Here is a 15,135-nt window from a genome sequence, read left to right as displayed (position 1 = left end):
CGGCATCGGCATCACCCCGATCCTGACAATGGCCAGGGCCGCCGACCGGCTCGGCGTGCCGTGGACGATGGTCTACTGCGGCCGCACCCTCGACACCCTCCCGTTCCTCGACGAGATCGCCGAGTTCGGTGACCGCGTCACGGTGCGCACCGACGCCGACCACGGCATCCCCACCGCCGCGGATCTGCTCGTCGGCGTCGACGGTGACACCGCGGTGTACTGCTGCGGACCGACCGTCATGACGGCCGCGCTCCTGAGCGCGATCAGGGACATGGACGGCGTCGAATTCCATTCGGAGCGTTTCTCACCCGCCCCGGTCGTCGACGGCGCACCCTTCGCCGTGCGACTCGCCTCCACCGGCGAGGTCGTCGAGGTCGGCGCCGACGAAACCATGCTCGCCGCCATCCTGCGAGCCCGCCTGAACCAGCCCTACTCCTGCCGCCAGGGCTTCTGCCGCACCTGCGTCGTCCGGGTCGTCGCCGGCTCACCCGACCACCGCGACACCGTTCTCACCGACTCCGACCATGCCGAGGGAAACACACTCGCGTGTGTATCCCGTTGCCACGGAGACACTCTCGTTCTGGACCTGTGAGGGCTTCCTCCCCAGCTGACATCGCAGGCTTGCCGTCCGTGCATGCCCGGATCGCAACACTGCGCTATGCTGGCCCTAGCCGGCAGCGCCTTCTGACAGGCTTGGGCTGCGGCGTCACCGCCTCTCGGCACGATCCCTTCGCTATCCGCGCGACGAGCAGATCGAATGCCTTCTTCCCGGTCGTTCTCTGACACCGGACGTTTCTCCCTCTTCCCGAGATCGATCGCCGCACCGCCGTGTGTCGGCGATCGATGCACCCTGCACGGCCTCAACCCCGCACAGAACGGAGTGAAAGCCCATGAGTACCCACGGAATTACCGACGGCGCCGAGCGAGCGATCATCGAGAACATGCTCGACCGCAACCGCGCAGCACTCATCGAGACCGCGCGCGGCCTGTCCGAGGCCGATGCCCGCCGGCGGCTCGTCGCGTCGCTGACGACACCGATCTCCTTGCTCAAGCACGCCGCCGCCGCGGAACGGATCTGGTTTCAGCGATTCTGGGCGGGACTGGACGAATCCGAATGCGATGGATACTCCCGCCGCGACGAGGGCACCTTCACCGTCACCGACGACGAGTCCCTCGCAGACGTCATCGCCGAGTTCGAGCGCGCGAGCAGGCGATCACGGGAGATCGCGTCCCGCTTCGACCTCGACGACACCGTGGACATTCCCCGCGAGGGGAAGGTGAGCATGCGCTGGACACTGCTGGCCATGATCCAGGAGTTCGCCAGGCACGCGGGACACGGCGACATTCTCCGCGAACAGATCGACAACCCCGCACCGCGATAAACGGCTCCTGCTATCTGGCGTTCGCGAAGATCGAGTACCGGGCGGCCGCAATCGGAGGGATGCCACCGCGTGTCGGACGCTGGTGTCACAACGCGCAGCTACGCCGTGAACAGCGCCACGATCGCTGCCGCCGTGACAGGTAGCACCAGCAGGGCAGTCAGCCTCATGGCGTTCACTCGGTAGTGGGGTGGAAAAGCCCGCGGCAGTTTGGTCACGGTAACGACAGCGGAGGGAAGGGCGAATACCGTGCCGAAGATCAGGCCGTAACCGTGGGGATCGACGGACGGATCGGCCGACAAGCGCGATTCGAAAACCGTGACCACGCAACGCAACCAGACCAAACCAGCCAGAACGCCGAGAGCACCGACCACCACCGCCACACAGCGGCGTATCCAGCGCTGAATCCCATGCGATTCCGACGGGAATTCCGCAGGACCGCTCATACGACGCGCCCGGCGATGACAGTGGCGATCAAGTCGGCGCGGCGGCCGACTCGGTCCGGGAATTGAATACCAACTCCCAGACATGGCCATCGGGATCAGTGAAGTACCCGGTGTAGGAACCGTCATACATATCGGCGGGCCGGTTCACCGATCCACCCGCGGCGGCCGCGCGGCTGAGCGTGTCGTCGAGTTCGTCCTTGCTACCGATCGCGCACGAAATGATCGCGGCGCCGGAGACGGGAGCGCTCACCCCGAGTCCCGCGCGTTCGGTGTACTTCGCGTACTCGCTGCGCTCGACCAAGAACAGCGACAGGTTCGGCAGTTCGAACAGGACGATGCCGTCTTCGATACCGGTAGTGGACAAGGTCAAACCGTCCCGGTAGAAGCGCAATGACCGTTCCACATCTTCGACAGGCACAGACACCACGACAGTTTTTGGCCGCATGCAGACATCGTATCGTGGCCGAATTCGTGTGACGCGCAGCGATAGTTGGCCAATGTGGCGATAGCTCGAGCACGTTGCAACGCTGCTCGCAGTGATAGTTGGCCATGATGCGCAGCGATAGTTGGCCACTGGCGGGGGCGGAACTGGAGGTTGGCGTTCGTGGCGAAGTTCAGCACGGCCGAATGCCGGATGCAGCAAGAGCTGGCCGACCGCGCCCCGCTTTCCGCGCGACCACGGCTTTCATGGGTATCTGCTCGTGCACGTGGCCGTCGGTGAATGCCGCCGAACGCAATTCCGGAGTCGGCACTACCCCAAGCTGACCACCTTGGCCTGCCCGGAAACGACAGTGTCGGTGCGATCGACCAGCGCGACCCGGATTTGCACTGTCTGCCCCTTCGACAACGGCGCAGCCTCACCGGCGACTCCGACCAAGGTGATCACGACGGTGTGTGGGCCTCCGTCGCAGGTGGCAACGTTCTCCGTGCCTGTGGCCGACGGGCTCTCCGCCTCCGGAGCGCCCACCATCGCCTTGATAGCGACCACTCCGGCCGCGGCATCGCAGCTGTAGTCGACCCCCACGTTGGCCGGACCGACACCAGTGATGTCGATAGTGTTGGCGGCCAGGGCAGGGGCAGCGGTCGATGCAATGGCCAACCCCATCACTCCGAAAACAGTCACGATAAGGGCAGGGCGTCGGTAGTTCCGAATAGTCACCATGGATCTTGGTCCTCCTGGGTAGCGGAAGTAGATCACGGAACACAATCAGAAGACACCACCGCGCTCGCCGCGGCACTCGTCCATAATCCCCCACTGCCCCCTCAACGCAACAGCCTCTCGACGATCGAAATCCGCTCATGCCGCGTGGCGCGCGATCGGGCGTGGTCAGCCAGAGATCAACGAACGAGTTCATCCCCAGCCAGCGTCGCATCAAAGCGTGTTTGAACTGCCTCGATGGCATGGGGGCGCGGGAATCCTTCTATGGCCCAATTGCGAACCACACTTACTTCGCCGGCTTGGCGGCGATCCATCTCGCGGTTGATTTTGTGGCGGCGAGAAGCAAGACGATCAGCGACGGAACGGCCAAGATTAAAGGCAAGGGGGTCGTCTGCGTCGATAGCGATGACGGCGAGCCTGGGTGAAGGCAGCTTCGTGTTCGAAAAATGATCGTTTCTCAACGCGGATCAGGAACTTCGGGGTACGCACCTTTGGACAGTGGCGAACGTCCTGCAATGCCGCCTACCGCGCTGAGCCAAGCGGCCACGTCGTGGTAGCTGGCCGGCCAGACCGGTTGCGGCTCAGAACATCCGGTGGTGTCGATCAGCGGATCTCGACCACCACTTTGCCCAGGGCGCGTCCCGCACCGACGTGGGCCAGCGCGTTCGCGGTTTCGTCGAGGGGGAAACTGCGGTCGATGTGGATACCGATCCGTCCCGCGACACACGACTTCGCGAGGGGTGTGAAGTGCGCGGGCCCTTCCTTCACCGCGAGGACCCCGAGCCCGCGGCCGGTCACCATTCCGGCGACCACGCCGACCGTGGTCAACCGCAGCAACGCGCGCGTGGTGCCGCCGACGCAGCGGTATCGGCCGCCACGCGCGACCGACCTGCGATAGGCGAAGACCGACCGGTGGGCAACGAGGTCGAGTACCCGGTCGTACGGTCCGGTTCGGGTGAAATCCTCAGCGCGATAGTCGATGACCTCGTCGGCGCCGAGCGTGCGCATGAACGCCAGTTTGGCGGCGTTGTCCACCCCGGTCACATGCGCCCCGGCACTCTTGGCCAACTGGATCGCAAACGCTCCGGACCCGCCGCCCGCTCCGTTGATCAACACCGACATACCGGCTGCGATGCCGGCTGTGCCCTGCAGTGCTATCGCCCCCGCCTGTGGCAGCGTCGACGCCTCGGCGAAGCTCAGCGACACCGGTTTGTGGGCCAGCGCCGATTCAGGAACCACGGCATATTCCGCGAACCCGCCCTTGAGCATGAGATTGTCGCCGTAGACCTCGTCACCCGGTGCGAACAGCGTGACCTCGGAGCCGACGACTTCGACCCGTCCGGCGATATCGGATCCGAGAACCGGGCGTCTGGGTGCCCGGAGCCCGCCGATGCGCGAATACAGCGGCGTCCCCCGCAGTGTCTCCCAGTCGGAGAGGTTGATCGACGTCGCGTGCACCTGGACGAGCACCTGTTTCGGCCCTGGGGAAGGCTCTGGGACCTCCACGACCGACAGCACCTCGGGGCCGCCGTAGCGGTCGTACACGACGGCCCTCATGCGATTCCAGCACCGAGCATCCAGCGACAGCCTGACACGCGACAAACTCTAGTCGGCGGGCCGCCCCGCGACCGGCGAACTGTGCGTCGGCATTCCGTGCGACTCGCCGAACCCTCTCCCGCACACCAGCAACGTCCTGTATCACCGCGTGACGCGCGGGCCCGACAGACCACGCGAAACACCCCAAAGATCAACGGGCCGAGCCTATCTCGACATCCACCAACGCACTGAAATGCCGATGAGCGCGCGCCTCTGATGGTCCGGGATACTCGAGAAGTGGTCCCGGATATCGAGGAAGAACAGAAGCGCAGGACCTTGCTGGTTCGGTGAGTCGCGCCATGTCAGGCAACCTTCCACCTGTTGTCAGGGCGGTGTTTTGCAAGGACGAAAGCTCTCGCGCCTTCCATCGGTTCGTAGTTGACGGCGAGATTTCAGATGACGACTAGGACTCGGGTCTCCTGCGACCCGATTGCGTTGAGCGCTGCTACCGTCTCTCGGTGGGTGAAATGTACCGGTCGGTCGGTTCGGTGGCATGGAAGGCGGTGTGCGCGGTCGCCGTGAGCATGACCATCGCGTCGTGTGTCAGTGGTTGTGCTGCTGTTCAGCCGGCGTCCCGTACTACAGGCGCTGCGTTGGACGCGTACTACGCACAATCCGTTGACTGGGTCCCCTGTGGGGACGGGAAGACCGGCGAGTGGTTCGCCGAAACTTTGGCTGGTGTGAAATGTGGGCAGGTGAGGGCACCACTGGACTACCGAAACGTGCAGCAACATGGGTCCTCCGGCTCCCAGACCGTACTTCTCGCGGTGGCCCGTCGGCCCACCACCGAAGAGAAGACCGGAACGCTGCTCGCGATCAGCGGCGGACCCGGCGGAACTGGATTGGATTTGATCGAGGCCGCCTACCCGCCAGAAGTGCTCGCCCACTTCGACATCGTCGCCTACGACCCGCGAGGGGTAGGCCGGTCCACGCCACTGATTCAGTGCGCCGGCGGATTGAACCCCGACCTCGACCTCACCGCAGAGGACACCGAGGCGGTCGAGGCAGCCGAGCGCACCGAGGTCGATGCCTGCGTGGCCGACACCGGACTCGATGTGCTGCGCCATACAGGTTCCGACGAGGCGACCAACGATGTCGACCTCCTGCGCGCAGTGCTGGGAGAGGAGCGGATCAACTTGCTCGCCTACTCCTACGGCACCCAGATCGCGGCGATGTACGCACTGCGCTTTCCTGCCAACTACCGCGCCGCGATCCTGGACGGCGTCGTCGACATCGCAGAACGGCCGAACGACATGCGCCTGGGGCAGGAACGCGGCTACCAGGCCACCTTCACCCGACTAGCCGCGTTCTGTGTCGGCGAATATCGGCGGGGCGGCGCCGAGTGCCCGCTGGGTACGGATCCGGCAGCCGCCGAGGCCACCTTCCAGCAGTTGCTGCGCGACGCCGACGCGCGCCCCGTACGCGTCCGCGGGGGCTCGCCGGTGACGGCCACCGACGTTCTCGACGCAAGCTATACAGGGTTGTTGTGGCCGTCGGCCTGGAAGCCGTATCTGGCTGCGCTGCAGGCGCTGCGGCACGGTGACGGCACTGCGGTGCGCCGCTTCGCCGATTTCCAGGACAGCGAAGGCACCAACGCGATCACCGCCATTACCTGTACCGACACCGCGAACCCGACGACCGATCGCGCAGCCAGACAGCACGACGCAGCAGCTAGATACGACGCGGCAACCTATGACAACTACGAACCTCGTCCCACCGAGTTTCCGTTGGAAGACTGCGACCTATGGCCGTTCGAAGGCAAAGTCATTCCCGGCAAGCTCCTCCCTGTGGTTCCGGCAAGGGCGGACTCCGCGGCACGGCTTCTGTTCGTCGGAACCCGCCACGACCCGACAACCCCGCTCGGGAACTCCGAACGGATGGCCAAGTACATGACGAGCCCATTGCTCATTCGTGAGGGCGACGGTCACGCTGTCGTCTTCGGTGACGAGAACGACTGCATCGACGCCGAAGTTATTCGCTACCTGAATGATCCGGACTCAGCGCGGGACAAGACGTGTGCGTGAGCGCCCGACAGTGATTGGTCGGCAGGTCCCGCTCGGTTGCAGAGAAAGCTCTTCGGGCCGAACGCACCGTAATGCCGAAGCGAGTGCGGGGACCAATTCCGCGAGGATGTGGCGACATGGCTCACCGCAGATACGGCGGTGCCTCAGGGCCAGGCTCAGCAGGTGCCGTTCTGCATCCCAGCCGCTGCCGAACCGATTCCGGCAATTCGGCCACGGCGATCAGGTCATTCACTCGGGACTGGTCGGACCGCACCGGCACACCGTAACCTTGTGTTGCCCAAGCCGATTCGAAATCGAAGAATCGCGCAAACCCTGCAGTGGCCAACTGTCGCTGCGACTGGCCAACTATCGCTGCGCGTCACACACAAGCTGCTGGTACACCGCTAGATGACCTTGGCATCGATCAGCAGGTTCCAGATCTCGCCCTGGTCGACGACTTCGACGCCGAGCTTCGCCGCCTTGGTCAGCTTGCTGTCACCGACCCCCGCACCGGTGATGAGCAGGTCGGTGTTCGCCGAGACCGAGGATGCCGCCGTCGCGCCCGCCTGCTCACACAGGCGCTGAAACGTGGGGCGGGCGACCTTCTCACCCGAACGCGGGTCGCTGATGGCGCCGGTGATCACCACCGTCTTACCTTCCAGGGGCGCACCGGCCGCGACGACGGGGGCAAGGTCCTCCGCGCGCACGTCCAGATCGACGCCCGCCGCACGCAACCGTTCCAGCTCCGGGCGCAGGCGAGTGAGGTGGGCGACCAGCGAGGCGGCGACCTTCGGTCCGATGTCCTCCACCGCGACGAGTCGTTCCTCGCCCGCGTCGGCGATCTCTTCCAAGGAGCCGAATCCCGCTCGGGCCAGGCGAGCCGCGGTGCCGTCGGAGGCCATCGGGATGGCCAGGCCGATCAGCGCGCGGCGCAGGCCGACCTGGCGACTGGCATCGATCGACTCGATCATCCGCGCGGCCGAGACATCGCCGATGCGGTCGAATTCGAGCAGGCGTTCCTGGGTGAGGGTGTAGAAATCCGACGGACGCTCCAGGATGCCCGCCTCGGCGAGGCGTTCGATCCACACCTGCCCGATGGCGTCGATGTCGGCGGCAGCCCGCGAGGCCCAGTGGATCAGTCGCCGTACCGTCTGGGCGGAGCAGGAAACGTTGGTGCAGAACAGCTCTCGGCTGTTGCCCTGCTCGGTCACCGGCTGCCCGCATGAGGGACAGACGGTCGGCGGCACGATCTCACGCTCCTGGCCCGTCCGCTTCGCCGCGTCGAGCACACCCGCCACGAACGGGATCACATCGCCGGCGCGCCGCACCAGCACGGTGTCGCCGATCTTGATGTCGCGGGCGCGGATGACCTCCTGGTTGGCCAGCGTCGCTTTGGTGACCGTCGTGCCACCGACGAAAACCGGCTCCAGCCACGCGACCGGGACGATCTTGCCGGTCTTGCCGACATCCCAGACCACATCGGCCAGCACCGTGGTCTTCTCCTCGGCGGCGAACTTGAACGCCAGCGCGCCACGTGGCGAGTTCGACCGGGTTCCCGCCGCCGCGTAGGCATTTCGGTCGGCCAGTCGCAACACCGCGCCGTCGAGGTCGTAGTCCAGTTCGTTGCGGCCCTGCTCGATCGCGGTGATCGCCGCCTGAGCCTGGACGGCATCGATGCACAAGCGCATTTGGGCGCCCTCGACGCCCAGCGCCCGCAACCCTTCCGCGAGGTCGACCGCGGCGCCGCCAGCGGACGTGTCGAGGTCGAAGCCGAAGAACCGCAGGCGGCGCTCGGCGACCGTCGCCGGGTCCTTCGCCCGCAGTGTGCCTGCCGCGGCGTTGCGTGGATTGATCAGCGGTTTATCCGGATGCGCCGTGTTGTAGGCGGCGAACGTCGAACGCAGCATCACCGCCTCGCCACGCACCTCCACCCGACCAGGGACATCGATCCGTTCGGGAACACCGTCGACCAGGGCACGGACCAGCATCGTCACGTCGTCTCCGGTGGTGCCGTCGCCCCTGGTCACAGCACGCACGAAGCGCCCGTCTTCGAAGACCAGCGCCAGCGAGAGGCCGTCGAGCTTGGGCATCACCACCACCGGCTGACCAGGGAAGCGGTTGAAGAGCGCCTCGACCTGCTCGGGTTTGGTCGCTTTCTCGAGCGACAGCATGGGACGCGAGTGCCGGACCGGAGCGTGCAGCACCGCGGGGGCGCCGACCTGCTCGAGCGGATTCGGATCGGGCGCGAGGTCGGGGTGCACCGCGATCAGGGCACGAAGCTCGTCTTCGATCGCGTCGTACTCGGCGTCGGCGACCAGCGGCGAGCCTTGATAGTAGGCGTCGCGCAGCGCCACGATACGGTCGGCGAGTTCTTGCATGCGTTCCCCAGTTTCCACAGCACGCGACGCTACCGATCCCCACCGACAACTCCGCCGCTGAGTGGGCGGAATCCGGGTCAGGACATCGCGGCCCGCCGCGCCGCGACCCGCGCCCACACCTGGGGATCGGTGCGCGGGCCGCCCGGGGTGTCTGCGCCGTACCGCTGGATCTGGGCGTCGAGGTCCAGGGGCGCGGTCATCGACGTGCCAGGGGCCAGTGCGTCCTCGACGTGTTCGTCGGGCACCAGCCAGCACACCTCGAACTCGATGCCGTCGGGGTCGCGGGCGTAGAGCGCCTTGGTCGACCCGTGATCGCTCGCCCCGGTCAGCGCCCGCGCCGCCGCCAGCCGGTCCCGGACAGCCCCGAGCTCGGACAAAGTGTCCACTTCCCACGCCACGTGATAGAGCCCGACCGATCCCGCCGGACCGGCCGCAGCCGTCCTGGCCTGGAAGAGCCCGAGGTCGTGGTCGTTGACCGAGCCGGGGTGGCGCAGGAACGCACCGCCGGGGAACCCTTCGGCGAGCCGCTCGAATCCGAGCACGTCCTCGTAGAACGCGATACTGCGCGGCAGATCCGCGACGAACAGCACGATGTGGTTGATTCCCCGCATCTCCGATGACCTCCTGGATCGAATGTTCCCGACCCTTCACAGTCGCACGGATTCACCCCTCGGCAACACCGGATGACCGCGGAGCGGGACACGGACACCCACCTGCGGCAAGCACCGGACCGGAGGTACCCCGCGCGCCCTCTCCCCCGCTCGGTCCGGCATCATCGGCCGACCGACCCCACGTCGGAGAGTCGACGACGGTCAGCGGTGTGTCGGCCGGCGGCCAGGTCGTCCACGCGGTAGCGGCGGCGTGTTCTGCGACAGATTTTCCCCAGTTCCACATCGTTTCGCCCCTCCCCAGAGCTCATCCGTGGTGCCACCAGGCTATCCGGCAGGGTTTGTCGTGCGCTAACGATTTTCGGCGTCGCGGGAGGAGCTGCGCCCTGGTGGTCGCTGCTCTGGCGGCTGTGGCGGCGAGAATCCTTACCGCACAGCGGAACTTGCCTAGCTCAGCGTCTTCAACGCCGCCGCATCGTACGGCTTCAGCTCGTCGATCCGGCCACCGAGGACCTTGGCCGCCCACTCCGGGTCCTGAAGAAGGGCACGGCCGACGGCGACCAAGTCGAATTCGTCGCGCTCGAGGCGGTCGAGGAGGTTGTCGAGGTTGCCGAGTTCGGCGCCCTCGCCGGTGAACGCGCGGAGGAAGTCGCCGTCCAGGCCGACCGAACCGACGGTGATGGTCGGCTTGCCGGTGAGCTTCTTGGTCCAGCCCGCCAGGTTCAGATCCGAGCCGTCGAACTCCGGGAGCCAGTAGCGGCGGGTGGAGGCGTGGAAGGCGTCGACACCGGCCGCGGCGAGCGGGGCCAGGATCGCCTCGAGCTCCTGCGGAGTCTCGGCCAGACGCGCGCGGTAGTCCTGCTGCTTCCACTGCGAGTAGCGGAAGATCACCGGGAATTCGGGCGAGACAACCGCCCGGACCGCCGCCACGATCTCGGCCGTGAACCTCGTGCGGGCCACCGGGTCGCCGCCGTAGACATCGTCACGGCGGTTCGTCTGTGCCCACAGGAACTGGTCGAGCAGATAGCCGTGGGCACCGTGCAGCTCGACGCCGTCGAAACCGATGCGCTCGGCGGCTGCGGCGGCCTCGGCGAAGGCGCCGACGACATCGTCGAGGTCACGCTGGGTCATCGTCTTGCCGACTCCCTCGGTGCCGTCGGCGCCGATCCCGGAGGGACCCATGGCCGGGGCGTCGGGGTAGGGCTGCTCACCCTGGTTGCGGACCATGCCGATGTGCCACAGCTGCGGCACGATCGTGCCGCCCGCAGCGTGCACGTCCTCGGCGACCTTCGCCCAGCCCGCCAACTGCTCCTCGCCGTGGAACCGCGGCACCCGATCACTCTGCCCGGCCGAATCGTGGCCGACGTAGGTCCCCTCGGTGACGATCAGGCCGACGCCGGCGGCGGCGCGGCGGGCGTAGTAGGACCGCACGTCGTCACCGGGAACGCCGCCCGGGGAGAACATGCGCGTCATCGGCGCCATCACGATGCGGTTCGGGACGGTCAGGCCGTTCAACGTGACGGGCCGTGACAGGACCTCGGCTGTGCGGGAGGCGTCGGACGCGGTGACGATCACAGGATGCTCCTCAAAGCTACTTGACAATGTCGATGGTTGAGAACTTCAAGCAATACCGACACCGTAGAGGTAGATATTTGAGATGGTCAAGTTTCTGCGGATAGAGTGGTCCCATGACAGCAGCTCCCCGCGTCGACACGGCCCAGCTCATGGAGCTGCTCTCGGTGTCGCTCGGCGCCTACTACGGGGACTTCACGGCCGCGGCGGCGAGTGAGAACCTCACCGCGAGCCAGGGCAAGACACTGACGGTCCTCCGCCGCGGGCCCGTCGCGATGCGCACTCTGGCCAGGGTCTTGTCCTGCGACGCCTCCAATGTCACCGGAATCATCAACCGGCTGGAGAAGCGTGACCTCGTGCGCCGCGAGGCCAGCCCCTCCGACCGGCGCGTCACACATCTCGTCATCACGCCCGAGGGCGAGCGTGTCACCGACGCGATCCGGACGAAGATGCGCGCCACCCAAGACGGCCTGAACCGCCTCAGCGACCAGGACCGCGACCACCTGTACGCCCTGCTGGAACAGGTTTTCCTCTCCCGGAGCAGAACTCGACAGCCGCCTGATCAGGCGTGATACGGGCCCGAAGGAACTCGGTGACTCCGGCACGCCGGGCACGAACCACCCACGAGCGCCAGGGAAATGAGCGCACCGCAGATCAGCACGCTGGCGTTCCTGACACCGGGCAACTACCTCGACGACGATCCGTACACCGGTCTCGAGGACACGTTGCGGCTGTTCGAGTTCGGCGAGCGCCTCGGGTTCGACGGCGCGTGGGTCCGGCAGCGGCATCTCGAGCACGGTGTGGGTTCGGCGGCGGTCTTCCTGGCCGCTGCCGCCCAGCGCACCAGCCGGGTGGAGTTGGGCACCAGCGAATTGCGCCTGGAGCTGCCCTACGAGTTCCATCGCGCGGACTACGAGCAGATCCTGCACGACGCGGTGGAGCTGATCGCTCCCGAGCTGGGGTGGAAACCCGCGTTCGGCTAGGTCGCGGCGAGATGCCTGCCCTCGGCGAACTCCTCGACGATCTTGGCGCAGAACGCGGGAAGATCACCGGGTCTGCGGCTGGAGACCAAGCCGTTGTCGACGACGACCTCCTCGTCGACAACGGTGCCACCGGCATTGCGGATGTCGGTCCGCACGCTCGGGTAGGAGGTGAGCGTGCGGCCGCGGACCGCGTCGGCTTCGACGAGGGTCCACGGTCCGTGGCAGATCACCCCGATCGGTTTGCCGGTGGCGGCGAAGTCCTTGACGAAGCGCACCGCCGCCGGATCCTGGCGGAGCTTGTCGGGATTGGTGGTGCCGCCGGGCAGGATCAGGGCGTCGAAATCGTCGGGGCCGACGTCGGCGACGCGCCCATCGACGGCGAAGACATCGCCCTTCTCGACGTCGTGGTTCATGGCCTGGATGCTGCCGGATTTCAGCGACAGCAGTGTGGTTGTCGCGCCCGCCGCCTCGACCGCCGCACGGGGCCGGACCAGCTCGACCTGTTCGACCCCGTCGGTCGCGAGGATGGCGACCCGCTTTCCTGTGAGCGTCTGTTCGGTCATCGCGCGTTCCTTCCGGGTCGGTCGTAGGCGATCGTCTTCTGCTGGCGGTACCGCGGATTCCGGGTCCTAAACAGGATCGCCGAAGGTGGCGTCCGTGTGCTCTGATGGAGAGACGCCCGCACGGGAGGTACCAGCGTTGGCCGACAATCGTGGGACGGACGAGCAGACTTTCCGGCAGGCCGTGATCTACGGTCTGTCGGTGATCGCGGTAGCCGCTGTGGTCTGTGTGCTCGCGACCGTGTGGGCCGCGAACCGCGACCCGTGCGCGGCGGCGGACACCCGACTGTGTGACGACGCGGCCAAGACCGCGGTGCTGTTCGGTCCTGCCGTCATCCTGCTGGCCGGCGGTATCGGCGCATTCGTGCACACTTTTCGGCAGTTCCGCGCAGGACGCAGCTGGCGGGCCTGGCAGGGCGCGGGCTGGTTCCTGTTCGTCTTGATGACGGCCTATCTGGCGATCGGCGCCAGTTCATGACGGGACGCGGTGCTGTCGCGGTGTGCGTTGTCAGCGGCCGGTGCTGCCGGCGGTCAGGTCCAGGAGCGCCTGGCACAGCGGATTGTGCGTCGGGCTGTCGCCATCGGCGAAGCAGGCGCCGAAAAGCACGAAGCCGAGCGGCCAGGCCAGCAGCATCTCGGCGGATCCCGACGCGGATCCGGTCTGTGTGTCGGCCGGGGCAGCCTGCGCTGGAGCCGAGCCCAGACCGCCGAGGCCGGCGGAGAGTACGACCGCGGCAAGGGATGTGGTGAGCATTCGGCTCATGAGGGTGTACCTCCGGGTTCGGTTGGTGGACATTCTCGGGATCAGGCCGGATCGGATTCGGCGCTGCCGCTGCCGATCTCGTAGATCAGGGCGCAGATCGGCCCGTTCGGTTCGGCATCGCAGAGCAGGATGTAGAGCGCGCCGAGCGGGAAGGTGATCAGCGGTGCCAGCGAGGAACCGGAGTCGCCGGAACCCGACGCGGAACCCGCGATCGGAGCGGCGGGGGCAGGCGCGACTGGAGCGGCTTGCGCCGCCCCCAGGGTTGCACCGACCAGGGCGACCGAAAGAGCAATGGCGGCAAGAGTTTTGGTGAGTCGTGGATTCATGACTACCTCCTATGAATGTGTTCGCCGACACTAGTCGAGCTCCAACAATGTGAAATACCCAAGTTTTACTGTCTGTCGCGCCGTGGCCGCTCTGTGAGAACCTGCGGAAACCCGGTCTGTCCCCCATTCGGCCCGTCGGCGCAATACAGTGGCCGGATGCGTGGAAGATCTCGAATCCTGTTGTCTTCGGCCGCAACAGCCGCAGCAGCGCTGGCCCTGACCGCCCTCCCCACTGCGGCCGCCGAGCCGGCAACCGGGGCCACCGGCTGCGCGGAGGTCCGGGTAGTCACCGTCCGGGGAACCCTCGAACCGCAGGTCGGCAGCCTGCTCCTCACTCCGCTGGGCAGGCGGATCGGCGACGAATCCGGCCGCCGCACGACGGTGACCGAACTCGAATACCCGGCCTCGATGGCCCCGGACAGCGCCGTCCGCGGCGTCGAGAACCTGACCGCGCTGCTGAACGAAACCGCCGCGACCTGCCCGGACCAGCAGCTCGTCCTGCTCGGCTACTCGCAGGGCGCCCGCGTCATCGGCAACACCCTCAGCGCGCGAACCACGTTGACGGACCAGGCGGCCGCGCGGATCGACGCCGTCGTCCTGTTCGGCAGCCCGCTGTTCAACGGCACCGAGCCCTACAACCGCGGCAGCTTCGACCCCGCCCTGTCCGGCACCGGTCCACTCCGCGCAGGCGCGCTCGCCGAATTCGCCGACCGTCTGCGCGACTACTGCAATGCCGGCGACCGCGTCTGCCAGGGCGGCGACCCGGCCGCCGGGTTCGCAAACGCCTTGAGCTACGGCCATTTCGCGTACTTCGTCAACGGCAACCGCGACCAGGCCGCGGCGTTCGTCGCCGAACAGCTCGGCTCATAACCGACGGAACGCCGAGACCGGACCCGCGCGCCCGATGCACCATTCGCGACCGGGCTCGTCGCTGGTGATCGACAAGGAGTCGGCATCAGTCGGGTCGTGCTCGGCCTGTTCCTCTGACGGCCGTCGACGGTCCTGGCTTTTCAGGGGCGGTCGACGTCGGGGAGGATGGTCTCGGGCTTGAAGATCACCTTGTAGTGATAGCGGCTCACCTCAGCGGATTCGAGCTGTTCCACGAAGTAGCTCACGTTGTCCGAGAGGCCGAGGAAGTGCTTCTTGTACTCGTCGTCACCGGACTTGCACGTCACCTCGAGCTGGTTGTTCTCGTCCTTGATCGAGCACTTGCCCTCGATGGACAGCAGGTACTTGTCGGTGATTCCGTTGAAGAACACCACGCGACGGTCGATCTTGAACTGGTCCGATTCTTTGGACAGGTTCTTGGACACCACGTCGGCGTCACTCGAGCACCCGGTCAATGCGAGGACACCCGCGGAC

Annotated in this window: 19 protein-coding genes; 8 read left to right on the top strand and 11 right to left on the bottom strand. The window is 66.6% G+C overall.

The annotated features are described in order from the left end of the window. Both ACFWPJ_RS08940 and ACFWPJ_RS08935 read left to right on the top strand, forming a co-directional pair. The coding region (locus tag ACFWPJ_RS08940; protein WP_378849006.1) for a flavin reductase family protein at positions 1–592 on the top strand (592 nt) is incomplete at its 5' end. Positions 593–890: 298 nt separating this feature from the next. Then, complete coding sequence (locus ACFWPJ_RS08935; protein ID WP_378849004.1) at positions 891–1,382, top strand: DinB family protein; 492 nt, start codon at positions 891–893, stop codon at positions 1,380–1,382. A gap of 98 nt (positions 1,383–1,480) precedes the next feature. Here ACFWPJ_RS08935 and ACFWPJ_RS08930 read toward each other — a convergent pair whose 3' ends face one another. From ACFWPJ_RS08930 to ACFWPJ_RS08920, 3 genes are all read right to left on the bottom strand, one after another. Beyond that, positions 1,481–1,762, bottom strand: a complete 282-nt coding sequence (locus tag ACFWPJ_RS08930) for a hypothetical protein (RefSeq protein ID WP_378849002.1) — start codon at positions 1,760–1,762, stop codon at positions 1,481–1,483. A gap of 91 nt (positions 1,763–1,853) precedes the next feature. After that, positions 1,854–2,249 carry a VOC family protein gene (locus ACFWPJ_RS08925; protein ID WP_378849000.1) on the bottom strand — a complete coding sequence of 132 codons (396 nt, stop codon included), beginning with the start codon at positions 2,247–2,249 and terminating at the stop codon, positions 1,854–1,856. Between the two features lie 327 nt (positions 2,250–2,576). Next, on the bottom strand, positions 2,577–2,948 hold the full coding sequence (locus tag ACFWPJ_RS08920) for a hypothetical protein (RefSeq protein ID WP_378848998.1): 372 nt from the start codon (positions 2,946–2,948) through the stop codon (positions 2,577–2,579). Between the two features lie 176 nt (positions 2,949–3,124). Here ACFWPJ_RS08920 and ACFWPJ_RS08915 point away from each other — a divergent pair, with 176 nt between their 5' ends. Beyond that, positions 3,125–3,409, top strand: coding sequence for a hypothetical protein (locus ACFWPJ_RS08915; protein WP_378848997.1), 285 nt, complete (start codon positions 3,125–3,127; stop codon positions 3,407–3,409). 178 nt (positions 3,410–3,587) lie between these two features. On the opposite strand, the gene ACFWPJ_RS08910 is transcribed toward ACFWPJ_RS08915, so the two are convergent. Further along, on the bottom strand, positions 3,588–4,541 hold the full coding sequence (locus ACFWPJ_RS08910; protein WP_378848995.1) for an NAD(P)-dependent alcohol dehydrogenase: 954 nt from the start codon (positions 4,539–4,541) through the stop codon (positions 3,588–3,590). Between the two features lie 506 nt (positions 4,542–5,047). Here ACFWPJ_RS08910 and ACFWPJ_RS08905 point away from each other — a divergent pair. Then, positions 5,048–6,604, top strand: coding sequence for an alpha/beta fold hydrolase (locus ACFWPJ_RS08905; protein WP_378849008.1), 1,557 nt, complete (start codon positions 5,048–5,050; stop codon positions 6,602–6,604). 383 nt (positions 6,605–6,987) lie between these two features. Here the strand turns inward: ACFWPJ_RS08905 and ligA are convergent, their stop codons facing one another. From ligA to ACFWPJ_RS08890, 3 genes are all read right to left on the bottom strand, one after another. Next, positions 6,988–8,979, bottom strand: a complete 1,992-nt coding sequence (gene ligA / locus ACFWPJ_RS08900; protein WP_378848993.1) for an NAD-dependent DNA ligase LigA — start codon at positions 8,977–8,979, stop codon at positions 6,988–6,990. A 59-nt stretch (positions 8,980–9,038) separates the two neighbouring features. Further along, the gene (locus ACFWPJ_RS08895; RefSeq protein WP_378848991.1) at positions 9,039–9,572 is read right to left on the bottom strand and encodes a VOC family protein; all 534 of its coding nucleotides are present in this window, start codon (positions 9,570–9,572) and stop codon (positions 9,039–9,041) included. A 444-nt stretch (positions 9,573–10,016) separates the two neighbouring features. Then, entirely contained in the window at positions 10,017–11,144 is a 1,128-nt protein-coding gene (locus tag ACFWPJ_RS08890; protein WP_378848990.1) for an NADH:flavin oxidoreductase, read from the bottom strand. A gap of 113 nt (positions 11,145–11,257) precedes the next feature. Between ACFWPJ_RS08890 and ACFWPJ_RS08885 the strand changes: the two genes are divergently transcribed. Continuing rightward, positions 11,258–11,713 (top strand): MarR family winged helix-turn-helix transcriptional regulator, encoded by a 456-nt coding sequence (locus ACFWPJ_RS08885; RefSeq protein ID WP_378848988.1) that lies wholly within the window; start codon positions 11,258–11,260, stop codon positions 11,711–11,713. Between the two features lie 66 nt (positions 11,714–11,779). Beyond that, positions 11,780–12,124: an LLM class flavin-dependent oxidoreductase gene (locus tag ACFWPJ_RS08880; protein ID WP_378848986.1), complete on the top strand. Its 345-nt coding sequence runs from the start codon at positions 11,780–11,782 to the stop codon at positions 12,122–12,124. Here the strand turns inward: ACFWPJ_RS08880 and ACFWPJ_RS08875 are convergent. After that, positions 12,121–12,687, bottom strand: a complete 567-nt coding sequence (locus tag ACFWPJ_RS08875; RefSeq protein WP_378848985.1) for a type 1 glutamine amidotransferase domain-containing protein — start codon at positions 12,685–12,687, stop codon at positions 12,121–12,123. The genes ACFWPJ_RS08880 and ACFWPJ_RS08875 overlap by 4 nt on opposite strands. 136 nt (positions 12,688–12,823) lie before the next feature. Here ACFWPJ_RS08875 and ACFWPJ_RS08870 point away from each other — a divergent pair, with 136 nt between their 5' ends. Beyond that, positions 12,824–13,162, top strand: coding sequence for a hypothetical protein (locus tag ACFWPJ_RS08870; protein ID WP_378848984.1), 339 nt, complete (start codon positions 12,824–12,826; stop codon positions 13,160–13,162). 30 nt (positions 13,163–13,192) lie between these two features. Here the strand turns inward: ACFWPJ_RS08870 and ACFWPJ_RS08865 are convergent, their stop codons facing one another. Next, on the bottom strand, positions 13,193–13,438 hold the full coding sequence (locus tag ACFWPJ_RS08865; protein WP_378848983.1) for a hypothetical protein: 246 nt from the start codon (positions 13,436–13,438) through the stop codon (positions 13,193–13,195). Between the two features lie 50 nt (positions 13,439–13,488). Then, the gene (locus ACFWPJ_RS08860) at positions 13,489–13,773 is read right to left on the bottom strand and encodes a hypothetical protein (protein WP_378848981.1); all 285 of its coding nucleotides are present in this window, start codon (positions 13,771–13,773) and stop codon (positions 13,489–13,491) included. 156 nt (positions 13,774–13,929) lie between these two features. On the opposite strand from ACFWPJ_RS08860, the gene ACFWPJ_RS08855 reads away from it, so the two are divergent. Further along, positions 13,930–14,643, top strand: a complete 714-nt coding sequence (locus ACFWPJ_RS08855) for a cutinase family protein (RefSeq protein ID WP_378848979.1) — start codon at positions 13,930–13,932, stop codon at positions 14,641–14,643. A 140-nt stretch (positions 14,644–14,783) separates the two neighbouring features. On the opposite strand, the gene ACFWPJ_RS08850 is transcribed toward ACFWPJ_RS08855, so the two are convergent. Then, positions 14,784–15,135 (bottom strand): hypothetical protein (locus ACFWPJ_RS08850; RefSeq protein WP_378848978.1); only part of this gene is annotated, 352 nt, incomplete at its 5' end.

The organism is Nocardia sp. NPDC058497 (assembly GCF_042720195.1).
GTDB lineage: Bacteria > Actinomycetota > Actinomycetes > Mycobacteriales > Mycobacteriaceae > Nocardia.
This window is presented reverse-complemented; position numbering and strand designations above follow the sequence as displayed.